At 72.4% G+C, this 18913-nt stretch carries 12 protein-coding genes and 1 pseudogene; 6 read left to right on the top strand and 7 right to left on the bottom strand.

Annotated features, from left to right (window positions below; genetic code table 11):
• The first annotated feature begins 12 nt into the window (after positions 1 to 12).
• Both ACH01S_RS03955 and ACH01S_RS46605 read left to right on the top strand, forming a co-directional pair.
• Positions 13 to 1026, top strand: coding sequence for a hypothetical protein (locus ACH01S_RS03955; protein ID WP_067885441.1), 1014 nt, complete (start codon positions 13 to 15; stop codon positions 1024 to 1026).
• A 168-nt stretch (positions 1027 to 1194) separates the two neighbouring features.
• Positions 1195 to 2676 (top strand): annotated as a pseudogene (locus tag ACH01S_RS46605) (inositol monophosphatase family protein); the annotation flags it as partial.
• Positions 2677 to 2727: 51 nt separating this feature from the next.
• Here the strand turns inward: ACH01S_RS46605 and ACH01S_RS03950 are convergent.
• The gene (locus ACH01S_RS03950; protein ID WP_246236767.1) at positions 2728 to 3951 is read right to left on the bottom strand and encodes an ArsB/NhaD family transporter; all 1224 of its coding nucleotides are present in this window, start codon (positions 3949 to 3951) and stop codon (positions 2728 to 2730) included.
• Between the two features lie 67 nt (positions 3952 to 4018).
• On the opposite strand from ACH01S_RS03950, the gene ACH01S_RS03945 reads away from it, so the two are divergent.
• The 4 genes from ACH01S_RS03945 (at position 4019) to ACH01S_RS03930 (ending at position 12188) form a co-directional block, all read left to right on the top strand.
• A complete protein-coding gene (locus tag ACH01S_RS03945; protein WP_067885437.1) occupies positions 4019 to 9883 on the top strand; it encodes a WD40 domain-containing protein in 5865 nt (1954 codons plus the stop codon).
• A gap of 506 nt (positions 9884 to 10389) precedes the next feature.
• Complete coding sequence (locus tag ACH01S_RS43185) at positions 10390 to 11172, top strand: scabin-related ADP-ribosyltransferase (protein ID WP_148344443.1); 783 nt, start codon at positions 10390 to 10392, stop codon at positions 11170 to 11172.
• Position 11173: 1 nt separating this feature from the next.
• A complete protein-coding gene (locus ACH01S_RS44280) occupies positions 11174 to 11608 on the top strand; it encodes a hypothetical protein (RefSeq protein ID WP_067885433.1) in 435 nt (144 codons plus the stop codon).
• Positions 11592 to 12188 (top strand): type VII secretion system-associated protein, encoded by a 597-nt coding sequence (locus tag ACH01S_RS03930; protein ID WP_067885431.1) that lies wholly within the window; start codon positions 11592 to 11594, stop codon positions 12186 to 12188. Before ACH01S_RS44280 ends, ACH01S_RS03930 begins: the two co-directional genes overlap by 17 nt.
• A gap of 9 nt (positions 12189 to 12197) precedes the next feature.
• Here ACH01S_RS03930 and ACH01S_RS03925 read toward each other — a convergent pair whose 3' ends face one another.
• The 6 genes from ACH01S_RS03925 to ACH01S_RS03900 form a co-directional block, all read right to left on the bottom strand.
• Positions 12198 to 12593: an SSI family serine proteinase inhibitor gene (locus tag ACH01S_RS03925; RefSeq protein WP_083980301.1), complete on the bottom strand. Its 396-nt coding sequence runs from the start codon at positions 12591 to 12593 to the stop codon at positions 12198 to 12200.
• Positions 12594 to 12666: 73 nt separating this feature from the next.
• Positions 12667 to 13260 carry a dephospho-CoA kinase gene (gene coaE / locus ACH01S_RS03920; protein ID WP_067885430.1) on the bottom strand — a complete coding sequence of 198 codons (594 nt, stop codon included), beginning with the start codon at positions 13258 to 13260 and terminating at the stop codon, positions 12667 to 12669.
• 16 nt (positions 13261 to 13276) lie between these two features.
• Positions 13277 to 13768 carry a GNAT family N-acetyltransferase gene (locus ACH01S_RS03915; RefSeq protein ID WP_067885428.1) on the bottom strand — a complete coding sequence of 164 codons (492 nt, stop codon included), beginning with the start codon at positions 13766 to 13768 and terminating at the stop codon, positions 13277 to 13279.
• Between the two features lie 36 nt (positions 13769 to 13804).
• Positions 13805 to 15763, bottom strand: a complete 1959-nt coding sequence (locus tag ACH01S_RS03910) for an endonuclease/exonuclease/phosphatase family protein (protein ID WP_067885426.1) — start codon at positions 15761 to 15763, stop codon at positions 13805 to 13807.
• A gap of 186 nt (positions 15764 to 15949) precedes the next feature.
• Positions 15950 to 17437 (bottom strand): 30S ribosomal protein S1, encoded by a 1488-nt coding sequence (gene rpsA, locus ACH01S_RS03905; RefSeq protein WP_067885424.1) that lies wholly within the window; start codon positions 17435 to 17437, stop codon positions 15950 to 15952.
• Between the two features lie 236 nt (positions 17438 to 17673).
• A complete protein-coding gene (locus tag ACH01S_RS03900; RefSeq protein ID WP_246236765.1) occupies positions 17674 to 18636 on the bottom strand; it encodes a polysaccharide deacetylase family protein in 963 nt (320 codons plus the stop codon).
• Between the last annotated feature and the right edge of the window lie 277 nt (positions 18637 to 18913).

The following is an 18913-nucleotide window of genomic DNA, read 5'->3' as shown; positions in this document are numbered from 1 at the left end:
TAGCCGCCGACCATGACCCGTTTCGCCAACTGGCTCGCGAAGAACGCCGACGCGGTGATCGCGCTGGTGCTGGCCGTCACCGTGGCGGTGATCGGCCTCGGGGTGAAGCTGCCGAACGAGACCGACATCACCAACAGCGCGATCCTCGCGGTGATCGGCCTGCTCGCGACGTCCGTGCTGCGCGACCGGGGGCGCCGCCTCCCCGTCGAGGCCGAGGTGCGCGACACGCTCCGCGCGTCCTCGTCCACGCTGGACGACCTGAGCGGCAAGCTCACCCACATCGAGAGCTTCGAGAGCGTGCTGTCGGAGACCAAGCGCGCGCTGGACGAGACCACGGTGGTCCGGGTCATCAGCGGCGCACAGGTGGCGCAGGTGCTCGAAGAGGCCCGCCGCGACACCGACCGGTGGTTCTTCAAGGGCGGCACCGGGACCTACATCCGCGCGCGCACGCTGCCCGAGTGCGTCGGGACGGCGCGCCGTGAGCGGCGCACGCTGCTGTTCCGCCTGGAGATCCTCGACCCCACCAACGTGGAGGTCTGCGAGGCGTACGCGCGTCACCGCCGCTCCGTGTCGGACGGCCCCGACGCCACCGGCGAGCCCTGGACGCTGGAGCGCACCCGCAAGGAGGCGTACGCCACGATCCTCGCGGCGTGCTGGCACAAGCAGCGGTTCGCCATGCTCGACATCGACATCGGCCTGTCCCGCACGATGACGACGCTGCGGTACGACCTGGCGTCCTCGCGGGTCGTGGTCACGCGGGACGACCCGCGCGGCGAGGCGCTGGTCATCGACAACAACAAGTTCTACTACAGCTGGGTCAGCGCGGAACTGCAGACCAGCCTGGACCAGGCCCGCCGCGTCCCGGTGGAGCAGGCGCGGCTGGCCCCGCTGGACGACGAGCCCACCGTCGAGGAGGTCCGCAAGCTGTTCGAGGTGATCGGGATCGACCTCGCGCACGGCTACACCGACCGCGACGTCATCGAGATCATCCGGAAGGCGCTGCGCCCCAAGGACCCCTACGAGTGAGCGACGGGAACGGGCCGATCACCGAAACCGCTCCCCCGGACTGGTGACCGAGTGAGGTACGAGGAGATCCGCCACGAGATCAGGGCCGGAACGGCGGCGCGGACGCTGCCCGCCTGGGCGAGGGGCGTCCTCGACGACGTCGCCGCGGGGCGCTCCTCCGTCCCGGCCATGCGCCACCCCCTGGGCTTCGTGTGCCTTCCCGTGGAGCGAAGCGGTGATCTGGGGGTGTGCCTGCACATCTGGACGCCCGAGGTGGGCCCGGCCCCGTTCACCACGTCCGCGGTCCACTGCCACAGCTGGGACCTGCTCAGCTTCGTCCTGTACGGGACGGTCCGGAACGTGCGGATGGACGTCCAGGAGGGCCCCGACCCAGCGGACGGGGACGTCGGGCAGGTGTTCGAGGTGGTGAGCCGGGGCGAGGTGGACGAGTTGCGGGCCACCGGGCGCGCCGTCCGGTACTCGCCCGGCCCGTCCAGCACGCACCGGACCGGCGATTCCTACACCCTCCCCGCGGGCGTCTTCCACACCACGCTCATCGAGGACGGCCCGGACGCCGCGACGGTCGCGCTGGGGCGGCACACCCCCGGCGGGGGCGATCTGTCCCTCGGGCCCCTGGACACGCCCACGCACCACGTGCGACGTTCTCGTTCCGACGACGCCGACATGGTGGCGGCCCTGCGGCGCTCCGTCCGGCGGATCGCCGACGCGGCCCCCGCCCACGCGCGGGCGGCGACGATGGACGGGTCCGGCGACCGCGGCGAAGCGAGGATCTTCGGGCCTCCCACCCGGGGGACTCGGGGTCGGCCCCCGGAAAGGCAGAGCTTGATGAGATCCGTGCCCCCCTCACCGGCCCCCGCCGTCGATCTCTCCGCCGCCCGCAGGGTCGCGGTGGACGCCGCCGAAGCGGCGGGCGCGCTGCTCAGCGCCGGTGTGGGCGGACCGCTGGAGATACGTCCCAAAGGCACCGGCGGGGACGTCGTGACCGAGCTGGACACGGCCGCGGAGGAGCTGATCCTGGGACGCATCCGCGCGGCGTATCCGGGCCACCGCATCATCGCCGAGGAGTCGGGGATCCTGGACGGCGCTCCAGGCGAGGAGATGGTCTGGCTCGTCGACCCGCTGGACGGCACCAACAACGTGGCGATCGGCATGCCCGTCTACGCGGTGGGCCTCGCGCTGTGCGCGCGCGCAGAGCCCGTCTTGGGCGTCGTCCACGACCCCGTGTCAGGGCGCACGTGGTCCGCCGTTCGCGGTGAGGGCGCCCTGGGCCCGGACGGAACCCCGGTGACCCTGGCCGAACGTCCACGGCCGGGACGCGAGGACAACCCCGTCCTGGCATGGACCCAAGGGCACCAGGTGTCCGCGGGCGACCGGGTGGCGTGCGGCCTGCGCACGGCCCTGGAGAGCCGGTGCGCGCGGATGCTCCAGCTCTGGGCGCCGCTCGTGGCGTGGACGATGCTGGCCCGGGGCGACATCGACGGGATCGTCGGCTACCTGCCCGAGATCGTCGACCTCCCGGCGGGCGCGCTGCTGGCCGCCGAGGCGGGCGCGGAGCTGCGCCGCCTGGACGGGCGCCCCTACGAGCTCGGCATCGACCGGACGCCGTCCGAGCTGGGCTTCGTGGCCGCGCGCCCGGAACTGCTCGACCGCCTCCTGGAGACCACGGCGGAGTTCGCCGCCCCCGACCCGCGGCCCGCCGGGTCAGCCGGTCAGCAGGAGCGCCGGGACGGTGGCCGCGCAGCCCGCGACGGCCAGTACCGTCCCCGTGAGCACGAACTTGCGGATGGGGACGCGGACGTCCCACCGGCGGCACCATTCGAACCACAGCAGCGTGGCGAGGGACCCCCACGGCGTGATGACCGGGCCCACGTTCGTCCCGACGAGCAGTGACAGAAGCTGCTCCTTGTTCGACACCGGTACGGCCGACTCCCCCGCCACGTAGGCGGGAAGGTTGTTGAGCACGTTCGACAGCCCGGCGCCGGAGAACGCGGCCCGGTACGCCCCGGCGACGCTGTCGTCGCCGCCCACCAGCGCGTGCATGGCGTCGTCCAGCCCGAACCGCTCCAGCGTGGGGACGACCAGGAACAGGCCCGTGACGAACACCATGAGCTGCCACGGGATCAGCGCGGGCCGCAGGGCGGCCCTGTCGCGGACGGCGAACGCGCCGACCGCCACCACGGCGGGGACGGCCGCCGCGACGCCGAGCTGGATCCCGGTGTGCACGCCCGCGAGGATCGCCCCGATGAAGATCAGGCAGGCGAGCCCGGTGGCGGAGAACAGCACCCGGTCCCGGACGGGCGCGGGCTCGGGCGGGTCGTAGGATTCCGCGCCGCGCATCCGCCGCCGCCAGTAGAACGCCCACAGCAGCGCCATGGTGACGGCGAGGACGGCCAGTTGCGGCGCCCACATGCGGGCCGCGAACTCGCGTGTCTCCAGCGCCACCCGGTCGGCGGCCAGCAGGTTGGTCAGGTTCGACACCGGAAGCAGGAGGCTGGCGGTGTTGGCGAGCCAGACGGTCGTCATGGCCAGCGGAAGGGTCGCGATCCGCGCGCGCGCCGCCAGCGCGAGCATGACCGGGGTGAGCAGTACCGCGGTCGTGTCCAGGTTGAGGAACACGGTGGTGACAGACGCGAACGCGACGCAGAGCAGGAACAGCGCGACGTAGTTCCCGCGCCCCGCCCGCGCCATCCGCTGCGCGATCGCGTCGAAGACCCCCGCCTCCTTGGTCAGCTCGGCGAGGACGATGACGCTGAACAGGAAGAGCAGCAGGGGCGCGATCCGTCCCACGCTGGACCGCGCCGTGTCGGCGGGCAGCAGGCCGGTCGCGACGAACACGAGGCCGAGGACGAGGACGCCGACGCGGATCCAGTCGAGGACGCCCAGGGAGCGTGCCGCTCGGCGCAGCGTGTCGGTCCGGGGTGGCACGCGCGACATGATCCCATAGGCGGCACGGCGCGCAGCCCTCCCGGCCGGACCGCGCGATACTGGCGGCATGACACCCCCCGGCGGCCAGACCAGGCAGGAGCGTCCGACCGACTTCTTCATCAGCTATTCGCCCGCGGACGAGCGGTGGGCGTCGTGGATCGCCTGGCAGTTGGAGGCCGCGGGGCACCGCACCATGATGCAGGCGTGGGACTTCGTCCCCGGCACCAACTTCATCGACTTCATGGACCGCGGCCTGTCGGAGGCCAAGGCGGTGGTCGCGGTGCTGTCCCGCAACTACCTGCGGTCGAGGTACGGGCGGCTGGAGTGGATGGCGGCGCTGCGGGCCGACCCGGACGAGCCGTCCCGCAAGCTCGTCACGGTCCGCATCGAGGACTGCCCGATCGACGGGCTGCTGTCCACGATCACCTACGTCGACCTCGTGGGGATCGACGACCCGGACGAGGCGCGCGGCCTGCTGATGCGGCGCATCGGCGAGGCGCTCGCCGGGCACGCGCGCCCACAGAACGGCCCTGGCTTCCCCGGTGCGGGCCGCCCCCTCCTCGGGGCCCGCGACCCGCTGCCCGGCCGCCTGGAGGGCGCTGAGGGGCCCGGAGAGGGATCCGCGGGACGGCCCGAGCCGACCGGGGAGCGGCCCGCCCGCCGGGCGCCCGTCGCCGCGCCCGCCTACCCGGCCGCGAACGGCGCCGACGCGCCGCGCGGTCAGCTCAGCGTCCTGCACGTGTCCGGGCCCAGGTTCGGCCGGACGCTAGCCGAGCCGGGCGAGCCCACGACGGCCACCGAACTGCAGGACCGCATCTGGAGCGACGTCACGCGGCTCGCCGATTCCGGGGTGCCGCGTCCCGATCTGCTGGTCGTGTCGGGGAACCTCACCCATTCGGGCAGCCGCAAGGAGTTCACCGAGGCGCTGTCGTTCCTCACGAGCCTGCGCGCCCTGCTCGGCCTGGAGGCGCAACGGGTCGTCGTCGTCCCCGGCACGCACGACGTCACGCGCGCCGCGTGCCAGGCGTACTTCTCCAGCTGCGAGGCGGACGACATCGAACCGCAGCCCCCGTACTGGCCGAAATGGCGCCACTACGCGGGACTGTTCAAGGAGTTCTACCAGGGCATCGACGCGCTCATCTTCGACAGCGCCCAGCCGTGGACGCTCTTCCCCGTCCCCGACCTGCGCGTCGTCGTCGCCGGGCTGAACTCGACCCTGCCGCAGACCCACCGCGAGGCCGACCGGTACGGACGGGTCGGCAGCGCGCAGGCCGCCTGGTTCAACGAGCGGCTGCGCCATTTCGAGGAGGAGGGGTGGCTGCGGCTGGCGGCGATCGAACACGCCCCCATCCCCGGTGAGCCCAGGGCCCTGCGCGACCCCGAAACCGTGGAGACCCTGCTCGGCGGTCACGTCAACCTGTTCTTCCAAGGGACGGAATCGGAATACGGCACGATTCCCCTGCTCCGCAACGGCGTCCCGTCGATTCCGACGCTCGGCCCTGGCCGCCACCAGACCGTCGTCCTGCGGCGGGACGGCCTGGAGCGATGGATCCCTGAAGACGCGGAACGGCGCGGCCCTGAGCGCCTCGAACGCGAATGGTCGAACGCCCGGGGAACGTTCCCCGCGCTCCGCGCCGAGACCCCGCCCGCGGCGCCCTCGCCGGAGCTGGGCCCTGGCGGGGCGAACGCGTCCGTCGACCCCGTCCCCGACCCGACGGGGCAACTGCTCGACCGGCTGACCGAGGCGTGCGAGACGCGGTTCGAGCGCGCGACCATCCGGCGGATCGTCCCGGCGCCGGGCGAGGACGGCCGGTCGGACCCGCCGCACCTGCTCCTCACCCACATGGAGGACGGCTTCGTCCGCCAGTACCGCATCGGCGCCCACGTGGGGCGGGTGACCGAGGCGGACGTGGACGCGTTCGTCCGCCATGTGCACGCCGACGGGACCGACCACGGGTCCGAGCTGGTGTACCTGGGTCCGGCCCCGGCGCGGTCCGTCCGCGACGACGCCCTGCGGCGCGGCATCCGGGTGCGCAGCCTCACCGAGTTCCAGGGGCTGGTCGACCTGTCGGAGTACGTCACGGCCCAGACGGGGCGCCTCTCCGCCGGGGGCCTGTACCCGACGTCCCTGTACGTCCCGCAGCGGTACCGGGAACTCGACCGCTTCCGTGCGGAGACCCCGTCCGGGGAGGAGAGCCGTTCGGCCACGGACGTCCACGAGGACGTCGTGGGCGAGATGCTGCGCCTGCTCGCCGCCGACCACGGGCGGTTCCTGCTGCTGCTGGGCGACTTCGGACGCGGCAAGACGTTCGCGCTGCGCGAGCTCGCCCGCCGCATCCCCGAGGAGCTGCCGCACGTCATCCCGATCCTGATCGAGCTGCGCGCCCTGGACAAGGCGCACTCGGTGGACGGCCTCGTCGCCGCGCACCTGGCCAACCACGGCGAGGAGCTGATCGACCTCAAGGCGTTCCACTACATGCTGCGGCAGGGGCGCATCGTCCTGCTGTTCGACGGCTTCGACGAGCTGGTCACGCGCGTCACCTACGACCAGGCGGCCGACCACCTCGACACGCTGCTCCAGGCCGCCCAGGACAAGGCGAAGATCGTGGTGGCGAGCCGGACGCAGCACTTCAAGTCGCAGGCGCAGGTGCTGACCGCGCTCGGCGAGAAGGTCGGCGTCCTGCCGCACCGGCGCGTCCTCGGGCTGGAGGACTTCTCGCCCCTCCAGGTCCGCTCGTACCTGGTGAACCGGTACGGCGACGAGGACGCGGCCGAGGCGCGCCTGAGTCTCCTCACGGGGATCGAGGAGCTGCTGGCCCTGACGTCCAACCCGCGGATGCTGTCGTTCATCGCGGACCTGCCCGAGGACCGTCTCCGCGCGGTCGCGCAGGCCCGCCGCGCGGTCAGCCCCGCCGACCTCTACCACGAGATCCTGTCGTCCTGGCTGGCGTACGAGGCCGACCGGGTCGCCGGGGCGGGCGGGCCGTCCGGACTGCGGGCGGACGACATGTGGCGCGCCGTGGGCACGCTCGCGCTGCGGCTGTGGGAGGGCAACGAGCAGTTCCTGCGCCTCGCCGAGCTGGCGGACGTCGCCGACACCCTCACCGGCCTCGCCGGAGGGCGCATGTCACCGCACCAGGTGACGCACGCGGTCGGCGCCGGAAGCCTGCTCGTCCGCACCGACGAGGGCCTGTTCGGGTTCATCCACGCGTCGGTCATGGAGTGGCTCGTCGCGCGCCACATCGCGGACGAGTTCGCCGGGGGCGCGGCCCCGTCCGCCTTGGGCAGGCGCGCTCTCACCCAGCTCACCGTCGACTTCCTCTGCGACCTCGCCGACACCCGTACATGCCAGGACTGGGCGGCACGGGTCCTCGCGGACCCCGACGCGGACGACACCGAGCGCGCCAACGCGATCCGCATCACGACACGGCTGCGCACCCCCGCGCACACCGATCTGCGCGGCGCGCGGCTCCAGGGCGAAGACCTCTCCTACCGCGACCTCCAGGAAGTGGACCTGACGGGCGCCGACCTCACCGACGCGCAACTCGTCGGCGCGAACCTGTCGCGGGCCGTCCTGCGCGACGCGTCCCTCGCCGGGGCCCGCCTGGACGAGGCCAAGCTGACCGGCGCCGACCTCCGCGGCGCTGACCTGTCGCGGGCCCGGCTCGCCCGCGCCGACCTGCGCGACGTCACCGTCGACGGCAGCCACTGGACCCGCGCCGCCCTCGTCGACGCCGCCCTGCCCGCGCGCGTCGCCGAAGCGCCCGAACTGCGCGAGGCGGCGATCGTGCCCGGACGCCCCATCGACATCCAGGTCGCCCCGGCCGCGGTCGGCGTCCCCTACGGATTCCACTTCCAGACCAGCCGCCTCCCCCAGCCGCTCGCCTACAGCCCGGGCGGATCGGTCATCGCGTTGGGGAACGAGGACGGCGGCGTCCTCATGTGCGACGCCATCACGGGCACTCCCCTGCGCACCCTCCAAGGCCACACCGACCGCGCCTACGCGGTGGCGTTCGACTCCCCGGGCAACATCCTGGCGAGCGGCTCGGCGGACGGGACCGTCCGGTTGTGGGACTTGGCCACGGGCCACACCTCGCACACGCTGACCGTCCACCCCGAGGGGGTCTGGCCGGTAGTCGTGGGCGGGCATTCCCCGTCCGGCGCGGACCTCGTCGCAGCGGGCGCCGCCGACGGGACCATCCGCGTCTGGGACATCGTGTCCGGCGAGCTGCTGCACGAATTGTCCGGGCACACCGCGCCCGTGTTCACGGCGGTGTTCGACCCGGCGGGCTCGCTCATGGTGACGGGCGACGCGGGCGGAACCCTACGCGTCTGGGACCTCGCCACCGGTTCCCTCAGGCGCGAGCTCACCGGACACCGCGGTTCGGTGTTCCGCGCGGTGTTCCACCCAGACGGCTCCCTCCTCGCCGCCGGGGACCAGGCGGGCGTCGTCCGCCTCTGGGACATCCGCACGGGCGAGATCAGGCAGGAGCTCCTCGGGCACACCGGACGCGTCTACGCCATCGCCTACCACCCAGACGGCAACGTTCTCGTCACAGGCGACACCGACGGTTCCGTCCGCATCTGGGAGGACGGCCTCCACCGCCGCACCCTGTCCGGCCACGGAGGCGGCATCTACCAGGCCGCGTTCAGCCCGGACGGGAGCAGGCTCGCCACCGCCGACAGCGCCGGGTCCGTCCGCCTGTGGGACCCGGCGACCGGGCGGCAGCGCCTCGAACTGTCCGGGCACCGCGGCGCGGTGTGGCCGTTCGCGTTCCGCCGGGACGGCGCCCAGCTCGCCACCAGCAGCAACGACGGGACGGCCCGGCTGTGGGACGCCGAGACCGGGCAGTGCCGCGTCGTCCTGCGCGGGCACGGCCGCCGCGTCACCGGCGTCACCTTCAGCCCGGACGGCGGCATGCTCGCGAGCAGCGGCAACGACGGCCTCGTCCGGCTGTGGGACCCGCGCTCGGGCCGGATGGTCCGCGAACTGCGCGGCGTCGCCGACAACCTGACGTCCGCCGCGTTCAACACCCGCCACTCCCAGCTCGCCACCGCCACCAACGACGGCGGCGTCCACCTCTGGCAGGCCGGGACGGGCGACTTCGAACGCGAACTCAACGCCGAGACCGACCACGTGTGGGCGCAGGCGTTCGCGCCCGCCGGAGACGTCCTCGCCACCGCGAACGACGACGACTCCGTCCGGCTCTGGTACTGGACGACCGGACGCGAGATCGTCAACCTGGCCGACCACAAGGGCCGTGTCCGCTCCATCGACTTCCACCCGGGCGGCGCCCTGGTCGCCACCGGGTGCGACGACGGCCTCGTCCGGTTGTGGCACCCGCGCACGGGCGACCTGGTGTCGGTCCTAGGCGGCCACAGCAACCGCGTATACCGGGTGGTGTTCTCGCCGTCCGGGGAGACCCTCGCCAGCGCGAGCAACGACGGCACCGTCCGGCTCTGGGACCCGTCCACGGGAGAGGCGCTCCACACCCTCACCGGCCACTCCGGACGCCTCTGGACCACCGCGTTCCACCCGTCCGGCGCGGTCCTCGCCAGCGCCGGTGACGACACGGTCGTCCGCCTTTGGGACCCGACCAGCGGACGCCTCCTGCACACCCTCACCGGCGGCCACACGCGCCGGGTCTGGTCGGCCGCGTTCAGCCCGGACGGCACCCTCCTCGCCACCGCTGGCGACGACGGCGCCATCATCCTCTGGGACGTCACCGACCACGCGGCCCCCGTCCGCCGCGCGACCCTGCTCGGCCTCGCCGAAGGCTGGGCGGCGTTCGCACCCGACGGCCGCTACAAATGGGAGGGCAACGCGACCGCCGAATTCTGGTACGCCGTGGCCATGTGCCGCTTCGAACCAGGCGAACTCGACGTCTACCTACGCGAGGTCCACCAACTCCCCCTGGACGCGCCCTTCTAACGGCGAACTTGACAACCCTTCCCACAACCGGTGAGCGGGAACGCCAATCCGCCCGGCCACCGCGTCCGATACCGGACGTGGGGCGAGCGCCCATAAGGGCGACCACCATTTCCACCGTTTCGGATGCCTTCTGAATAAGGGATCTTGACAGTGCCGGTACCGGTCCGCTCGACCGGCGCCGTGATCCACCGCATGCCCACGGCGTGCCGGGGGCGGCCAAAGCGGCAGGTCCCCATGTCGCCGCCGCCGACGATCGCCGAGTGCCCGGCGACGGCCCCCTTTCGACACGGGACGGACGGCCGGTCGTCCGGCGCCGGTTTCGGTTCGGCGGGTCCGGAGATCTTTTAGCTGGTCAGCCCTTGTAGCCGCTATCGCGGCCATTGACGCGTAAGCGCGGATTGGTGCACTCTCGCTTCGTTGAATCGGTGCCGGCATCCCCGCGGCCGCGCGAACTCCGCTTCTGGCGCAGGTGTTGCCTTGTCCAGCGACCGAGAGGGGCCGACGACATGAGTGTCGACCGCCCGGGCACCGGCAATGATTCGAGCGGCGCGAATATCGAGAGGCCCCGAATCGGGTCGCCGCCTCCGCCCGACCGTCCCGGAACGCCCAGCCAGCCCTCCCGCGTGGAGAGCAAGGCCGCGGCACGGCAATCGCAGGACGCCCTGAAAGGCGATCAAGAGGGCGCCGAGGGCGGGTCCAAGGAGCGGCGCGACGTCACGGCGCCGTCCGGGGCGGGGAATGAAAACGACGGTAAAACACGCGGCGAACAGGATACGGATTCACCCGCCGCAGCGGATGATGAGACTCGGGAAAGCACCGACCCGCGAGAAGACGACCCCCTGGAGAAGTACAAGAACGCAGTAAAAACCACCTCTAAGCGCGTGTTTCGGGGCGACACCCGCGATCCGGACGCCATCTTCCTCAGCGGTGACGGCTTCCGCGCTCGCGGCACGAGCGGCGACCTCAAGAAGTACGCGGAACTCAACGAAGCGTCCCGGTTCATCGGCACGTCGACGACCGACAAGGCCGCCATGCCGTTCACCGTCGACGCCCAAGGATCCGGCAGGAAACTCCACGGCTGGGTCTACGACATCGAGTCCCCGGCGCCCGCCATCGACGTCAACAAGGCACTGGGCTGGAGATACCGCTTCCTGTTATGGGGGCAATCAGAAAAGGAGCGGGCCTTCCTCGACCACATTCCCCGCGAGCACATCAGGCGGGCGCGCGAAGTCAGGAACCTCTCCTATACCGGCAAGGTAGTCGAGAACCCGCATTTCCGAGGAAGGTGAGATGCACACCGAGTCGATCCCGGTGCTGACACCGGACGGGAACCGAAGCGACTGGAGCGTGTCCGCCTCGGAGAAGGGTCCGCCCTGGCGGTTGACGCTGCGGGCCGACGACGGGCGCGAGTGGGAGGCGGAGGCCGACGATCTGTTCGCCGCGTTCCAGGAGATACGCCGGACCACCGATGCCGAGGGCATCAAACTGTGCGTGAACGGCGCCCGGCGCGACGCGCATCCCTCGGGCATGTCGAGGGACATGGGCGGCGGACGCATGCTCTACCACCTCCCGTCCAGGCGAGGCGCGCGCATCCTGCTCAGCCTGTTCAAGCGGCCGAACCCCCGCAACACGCTCTACATCTTCGACCCGGCCCCGTGCGATTCGGTGGTCAGCGTCGAAGAGCAGGTCCGCTACTTCAGCGAATGGGTTGGTTCCGCTGACTGACGACGACCGCCCCCTGCCACCGCCCGACTCCCCGGCGGCCCGTGAATTCGCCAGGCGGAACCCGGGTTCCTGGCTGCACGAGATCGACCCGTTCTTCGGTTCAGGCGAGGACGTCCCGCCGTACGGGATCGTCGGGGCGTGGCGCATCGACGAGGCCGGCGAGATCACGGGCCGTTTCAGGAAGAACCCCGGGTACCGGCCGTCGCCGCGGGTGCTCGGCTTCCCCGAGCCGGCCGACGCGCTGGACGCCGCTGTCCAACTGGTCGTGGCCGGTTACGGGGCCGACGACCAGGCGGTCGCGCTGCTGCTGTCCTCGGAGGTCCTGGTCGCGACCCAGCCCGAGGGGGCCGACGACTCCCTCTGGGTCCACGAGATCGACGGCATCGAGGGAATCTTCGTCTTCACCTCCCAGGAGCGGCTACCGAGCGAACCGCTGCTGGAAGGCGGCTCATGGCGGACGGCCACCGGGAGCGAACTCGCGTCCTCCGCGCCGGACGGCGTCGACATCGTCGTCAACATCAACGGTCCGGCGCGCTGGAAGGTCCCGGCCCAGCGCCTCCGGGCCGCCGCCCGGCCCTGAGCCGGGATCTCAGAAGTCGAAGACGTGGCCGTGCGCTATTCGCGCGCAGCCGTCGTTGCTGTCGACCTCGGAGAACTCGATCGGGCGGCCCTGCCAGGTCCCGGACGCGGTCGCGTCCACCGGCAGCCACACCGCCGAGCAGAACCGGCCGCGCTGCGGCGGTACGCGCCCGACGTCCCCGTTCACCTCGGCGAGCTCGGCGCAGGCGGCCGCCGCGTCCGGATGGGTGCCGCCGACCGGGTCGCAGGTCAGCGTCGCGAACCGCGCCGCCGGACCGCCCTCCCGCGGCACGACACCGAGCCTGATCGTCGCCCCCGGACCGGCCGCCGACGCCGCCGGAGCCACGGCGGCACACCCCGCGACCAGCGACATTCCGACGACCACCCGGACCATGACGCGTGCCATGACAGCTCCTCACCAAGAGAGTAAGTGAGCTCATTACAGCACCGCCGCCCGTCCGCGCCACGTCCGGATCCGGTCAGGCGGAGCGGGTCAGGGCCTCCCAGAGGGCGTCGACCTGCTTCTTCAGGTCGTCGAGGGTGCCGGAGTTGTCGATGACGCGGGTCGCGACGGCACGCCGCTCCTCCGGGGACGCCTGGTTCGCCATCCGGGCGCGGGCGTCCTCCTCGGTCATGCCGCGCCGCGCCACCAGCCGGTCGAGCCGCGCCTCCTCGGGCGCGTCCACGACCACGACCTCGTCGTACATGGACGCGAGCCCGTTCTCGGCGAGCAGGGGCACGTCGTAGACCACGACGGCGTCGGCGGGGGCGGCGTCCATCAGCTCCTCCATCCGCTCCCCCACCAGCGGATGGACGATCGCGTTCAGCGCCGCGAGCCGCTCGGGGTCGGCGAACACGACCCGGCCGACCTTCTCCCGGTCGAGCCCCCCGGACGGCAGCAGCACGTCCTCGCCGAACTCCGCGACGACGGCGGCGAGGCCCGGCGTGCCCGGCTCCACCACCTCGCGGGCGATCCTGTCAGCGTCGATGACCACGGCCCCGCGCGCGCGCAGCAGAGCCGACACCTCGCTCTTGCCCGAACCGATCCCGCCGGTCAGTCCCACTTTCAGCACGGCCTCACCCTAGCCGTCAGGCCGTCTCCGCAGGGACGAGGGGTTTGCGCATGTGGACGAGGGTCAGGTGCGCCGCGACCCGCTCCCGGTGCGTCTCGGCGTACCCGAGCTTGCGGTACAGGCCCAGGTTCGAGTCGCTCAGGTGGCCGGTGAACAGCACGCACGCGTCGGCGCGGCCGGCGACCTCGGCCTCCAGCGCGGCGAGGAGCCGCCCGCCGATCCCGCGGCGCTGCATGTCCGGGACGACGACCAGCCGCCCCACCAGGCACGTGTGGTCGCTGAACTGGGCGCGGACGGCCCCGACCACCCGCGTCCCCTGGACCGCCTTCAGCACCACCGCGTCCCCGGCGAGCACCTTCTGGAGCTGCTCGACCGACTCGACGAGCGGGGGGATGAACGGGTCGCCGTACAGCTGCGCCTCGGTGACGTAGGCGGCGCGCTGGACGGTCAGCAGTTCACCGGCGTCGTCCGGTCCGGCGCGCTCTATCGCGACCGTCGGTTCGCTCATGGCTCGACCCTAGCGGCGGAATCGGGGCGGGTCCGGTCAGCGGCCGATCCGGACCGTCACGGCCACCGGATAGTGGTCGGACGCGTCCGAGCGCGGGACGTCGTAGTCGGTGACGAGCACGCCGTCCGAGCCGAGGATCCAGTCGACCCGCGCCCCGTCCGACCTGGTCGGGGACGAGTCGTCGCCGATCGCGACGCTGCGCAGGTCGGTGCCGTCGGTCAGCGCGGCGAACTCCCGGCTGCCGGGCCCGGCGTTGAAGTCGCCGCCGATCAGCGTGCGCGGCGCGCCGCCCCAGGCGCGCAGCAGCGCCGCCACCTCGCGGCGGCGCTCGTCCGCCTGGTCGTCGCCGCCCTCCAGGTGCGTGGACCACACGTCCATCGTGGTGGCGCCGACCGCGAGCCGCGCCCACACGTAGCCGCGGATCTGCGACCAGTCGCCGCGCGGCATCCGGCCCGTCCCGGAGCTGCGCACCGGCAGCGACGTGAGGATCGCGTTGCCGAACTGGCCGTCGGCGGCCGGGCCCCAGATGAGCTTCATGCCGAGGCGCCGCGACAGCCACACGCCGACGTCGGTGGTGCCGGACAGCAGCGACCCGCGCCCGGCCTCCTGCAGCAGGACGACCTGCGCCCGCTGCCCCTCGATCACCCGCGCTATGCCCTCGGGGTCGAGCCGCCCGGACTGGTCGACCGCGTCGTGGATGTTGTAGCTCAGCACCCGCACCTGGCCGGGGACGGGCGCGGCCTGCGCCTTGCCGTCCGGCGCGGCCACGGTGAACACGACCGTCCCGCACAGCAGCAGGAGCGAGGCGGCGCCGGCGCCGGCGGCCCGCACCGGCGCGCGCGCGGGCAGCGGACCGCCGCGGGCGGCGGCGATCGCGGCGAGCCCGCCGAGCAGGATCCCGGCGAGGCCGGGCAGCAGGTTGTTCGGGAACGGCAGCGGCGACACGGCGCTGACCTGGTACGGGATGAGCACCACCACGATCAGCAGGCCGCCGAGCGCGGCGCCCGCGTCGACCCGCCGGACGGGCCCGCCGGTCCCGGCGCGGCGCAGCGGCGCGCGGCACGCCACCGCGAGCAGCCACGCGGCCAGCACCTGCCCGACGATCACGATGGGCACGATCTCGATGCCGGACACCGCGTACGTCCCGGCGGCGGCGCCCGCGCCGACCCCGAGGACCGTCCCGCCGAGCACGCACACCCCGCCCGGGACGGCGCGGACGGCGAGCCCGGACGCGAGGAACGCCAGCGCGAGCCCCTGCCCGATGACGATCGCGACGTGCGCCCCGGTCAGCGACTGCCAGCCGGACGACGCCACGAACGCCGGGCTGGACAGCACCAGCACCTGGAGGGCGAGGAACGGCCCGAACGCGGCGGCGCCGAGCGCGTCCCGCCAGGAGATCCCGGGCGCGGCGACCGGGCCGGACGCGAGCTCGCGGTACAGCGCGGCGGCGCCGAGGCCGACGAACGCCAGGCACGCGAGCCACGGGCCGAGGCCGTCCCGCCAGACCGGGTCCCAGGTGGCGAAGCACATCCGCACCGCCGTGTCGACCGAGAGCCCGGCGACGGTCGCCGTGGCGAACCCGACGCCGGACAGGCCGCGGGCGCCCTCGTACAGCGCCGCGATCGCGATCATCCCGACCGCGGTGCCCGCGAACGCCAGCCAGGTGCGCGGGTCGATCGCCTGCGCCAGCAGCCGGACGGCGAGCAGCCCGCCGATCCCGGTGGCCAGCAGCCCGCGCGGGCCCGCGGCGCGGCGGATCAGCGGCGCGGCGAACCCCACCAGGTACACCGCGAAAATGGCGGCGCCGGCGGCGCCGACCCCGGCGTCGTCGGCGAAGTGGTCGAACTGGGGCAGGGAGAACCGCAGGGTCTGCGCGAGGACCGCGACGGTGACCGCGATCAGCGCGAGCCGCGCCGGCCCCTGCGGAACGATGGACGGCCCGGCCGCGGCGGGGCCGCCGGTCCTCGTGCCGACGTCGGCGTCTGTGCTGGCCAATTGAACGAGAGCTCCGGGGGACGGGCGGACCTTCGGGGACGACGGCAAAGCTATCGGACCCGGCGCAGCCGAGCACGGCCGGAGCGCGATCCGGTGGGATCGTCCTCCGGCCGTGTCCGCTGGATCACCGGCGGAACGTCACCACCGCCGCGCGGAGGCTCCGCGCGGCGGTGGTCGACGGTTCCGTCACTGGCCGCCGGAGAGCTTCTCCCGCAGCGCGGCGAGCGCCTCGTCGGTGGCGAGGGCGCCGCCGCCGGACTCGCTCTCCCCGCCGCCGGAGTAGGAGGTCTCGCCCCCGCCGCCGCCGCCGGACGCGGGCTCGGCGCCCGCCTCGGCCTCGGCCTTGCGGGCCTCCTCGATCTGCCGCCGGTGGGCGTCGAAGCGGGACCGGGCCTCGGCGTACTGCCGCTCCCAGGTCTCGCGCTGCTCGTCGAAGCCCGGCAGCCACTCGCCGGTCTCGGCGTCGAAGCCCTCGGGGTACTTGTAGTTGCCCTGCTCGTCGTACTCGGCGGGCATGCCGTACAGGGTCGGGTCGAAGTCCTCTTCCTCGATCCCGGCGGCGCCCTCGTTGGCCTGCTTGAGCGACAGGCTGATCCGGCGCCGGTCGAGGTCGATGTCGATGATCTTCACGAAGATCTCGTCGCCGACCTGGACGACCTGCTCGGGGATCTCCACGTGCCGCTCGGCCAGCTCGGAGATGTGCACCAGGCCCTCGATGCCCTCCTCGACGCGGACGAACGCGCCGAACGGCACCAGCTTGGTGACGCGTCCCGGCACGACCTGCCCGATCTGGTGGGTGCGGGCGAACTGCTGCCACGGGTCTTCCTGCGTCGCCTTGAGCGACAGCGAGACCCGCTCGCGCTCCATGTCGACGTCCAGGACCTCGACCGTGACCTCCTGGCCGACCTCGACCACCTCGGACGGGTGGTCGATGTGCTTCCAGGACAGCTCGGAGACGTGCACGAGCCCGTCCACGCCGCCGAGGTCGACGAACGCGCCGAAGTTGACGATCGAGGACACGACGCCCTTGCGGACCTGGCCCTTCTGGAGGGTGTTGAGGAAGGTCTGGCGGACCTCGCTCTGCGTCTGCTCCAGCCAGGCGCGGCGGGACAGGACCACGTTGTTGCGGTTCTTGTCCAGCTCGATGATCTTGGCTTCGAGCTCGCGGCCCACGTAGGGCTGCAGGTCGCGGACGCGGCGCATCTCGACCAGGGACGCCGGCAGGAAGCCGCGCAGCCCGATGTCGAGGATGAGGCCGCCCTTGACGACCTCGATGACCGTGCCCGTGACGATGCCGTCCTCGTCCTTGATCTTCTCGATCGTGCCCCAGGCGCGCTCGTACTGAGCCCGCTTCTTGGACAGGATCAGCCGCCCCTCCTTGTCCTCCTTCTGGAGGACGAGCGCCTCGACGTGGTCTCCCACGGAGACGACCTCGTTGGGGTCGACATCGTGCTTGATGGACAGCTCGCGCGAGGGGATGACGCCCTCGGTCTTGTAGCCGATGTCGAGGAGGACCTCGTCACGATCGACCTTGACGACAGTGCCTTCGACAATGTCGCCGTCGTTGAAGTACTTGATGGTCTCGTCGATCGCGGCGAGGAAGGCTTCCTCGGACCCGATGTCGTTGACCGCTACCTGCGGGGTGGTCGAGGTGGCCTCGGTGCTGCTCGTCATGTGTCGGCTGGCTCCGGTACGGACATGGAAGTCGTATGGGTTGTGCGCGGAGGGCCGGTATCCGCCCTGCCGAAGACCGGAATGGGACGCGGTCGCTGCCGCGTCAGTGAACCGAACCGAGGTCGCCGACCTGACCGAGCGCGAGCCTGCTCCGTCCGAGGCGCGCAGGCCCACAGCGCAGCGATCAGGATATGGGACTGGCCGCGCGTGGTCAATCCGGTTCCGAGCGCGCCGGATCAGTAGGCGCGCGCCCGGCCGCGGTAAGCCGTGGCCAGCCGGTCCTCGGCCGTCCTCGGAAACGTCACGGTGTTCGGATCGCCGTCAGATGTGTACCGCTCATCCGGGTTCTTGTCCAGATATTCCAACCAGGCGGTAGAGCAGTACCGGGTGCAGTCGTTCTCCTTGATCTTGCCCTCGGAGCGGACCCGGTCGATGTTCCACCGGTCGAAGTCCTCGTCGAACGGCGAGATGGACGGCCGCCACCCGGCGAGGAAGATCCCCTGGAAGTCGTACCGGCCGCCCTGCTTCTCGGCCCACGCCTTCTTCTTCGGGACGGCCCCGAACGGGTACGCGAACGTCGTCGTGTGCGCCCCCGTCAGCCGGACGATCCGGTCCTCCATGCCGCCGATCTCGTCCCGCACCCGCTTCTCCGGCATCCCGGCGAGGCTCGGATGGGACACCGTGTGGTTGCCCAGCTCGAACCCGTGCTGGCGCAGCCAGTTCAGCCCCGCCGGCGCCTGCGCGTCGTCCATCCCGAACAGCTCCTTGTTCAGGTAGAACGTCGCCGTCGGACGGAACCCCGGGTTCTCCCGCGCGACACGCAGGATGATCGCGACCGCCGTGTCCGGCTTCGGGTTGCCCGCCGCGTCGAGCGCGAAGTGCCCCGGCGTGCTGTCGTCGAAGGTCAACACCACGGGATGCCTGCCCGCCGGGACGTTGAACACCCCGGTGACGAACTCCGCCGCCGTGACCGGCACGTACCCGCCCTTGGCCAGCCCCGTCAGCTCGTCGTACAGCTCCTTCGTCGACCGGTCGAGCGACATCTCCGGCTTCGGGACGATCCGGTGGTACATCAGCACCGGGACCTGCCCCAGCTCGTTCGCCTTGACCGCCACCGCCCCGGGCGCCGCCGCCGGGATCGGCGCGGTCGGCGTCGCGGACGGCGAAGGACTCCCCCGCGTCCCTGAGGCGCCCGGCACGGGCCTCCCCGTCGCCTTCGCGGCATGGGCATCGGCCGGCGCCCGCACGGCCGCTCCGGCCCGCTGAGCGTTCTGCTCCCTGTCGCGCTTATGCCCCGGAAGGGTGAGCCCCAGGATCACGGCGCAGACGACCACGACTCCAGCGATCTTGTGAAGCAGAGGCACGCTACCCCCCGCCGTGCGACCTGACAGGACCCGGTGGACAGCGTACGACCCTCCGGACATCCACGGACACCCGATCGCCTACCCCTAAGAAGGGCATTTATCCCTTCCCCCC

This window comes from Actinomadura chibensis NBRC 106107 (assembly GCF_001552135.1).
Classification (GTDB): Bacteria; Actinomycetota; Actinomycetes; order Streptosporangiales; family Streptosporangiaceae; genus Spirillospora; species Spirillospora chibensis.
The sequence above is the reverse complement of the archived record's forward strand: the minus strand, read 5'-3'. Positions and strand labels throughout refer to the sequence as shown.

Excerpts from the sequence above, each read along its gene's own strand:
- ACH01S_RS03955 (WP_067885441.1), top strand. The coding sequence starts at position 13 with ATGACCCGTTTCGCCAACTGGCTCGCGAAGAACGCCGACGCGGTGATC.
- ACH01S_RS03945 (WP_067885437.1), top strand. The coding sequence starts at position 4,019 with ATGACACCCCCCGGCGGCCAGACCAGGCAGGAGCGTCCGACCGACTTC.
- ACH01S_RS43185 (WP_148344443.1), top strand. The coding sequence starts at position 10,390 with ATGAGTGTCGACCGCCCGGGCACCGGCAATGATTCGAGCGGCGCGAAT.
- ACH01S_RS44280 (WP_067885433.1), top strand. The coding sequence starts at position 11,174 with ATGCACACCGAGTCGATCCCGGTGCTGACACCGGACGGGAACCGAAGC.
- ACH01S_RS03925 (WP_083980301.1), bottom strand. The coding sequence starts at position 12,593 with ATGGCACGCGTCATGGTCCGGGTGGTCGTCGGAATGTCGCTGGTCGCG.
- ACH01S_RS03915 (WP_067885428.1), bottom strand. The coding sequence starts at position 13,768 with ATGAGCGAACCGACGGTCGCGATAGAGCGCGCCGGACCGGACGACGCC.
- rpsA (WP_067885424.1), bottom strand. The coding sequence starts at position 17,437 with ATGACGAGCAGCACCGAGGCCACCTCGACCACCCCGCAGGTAGCGGTC.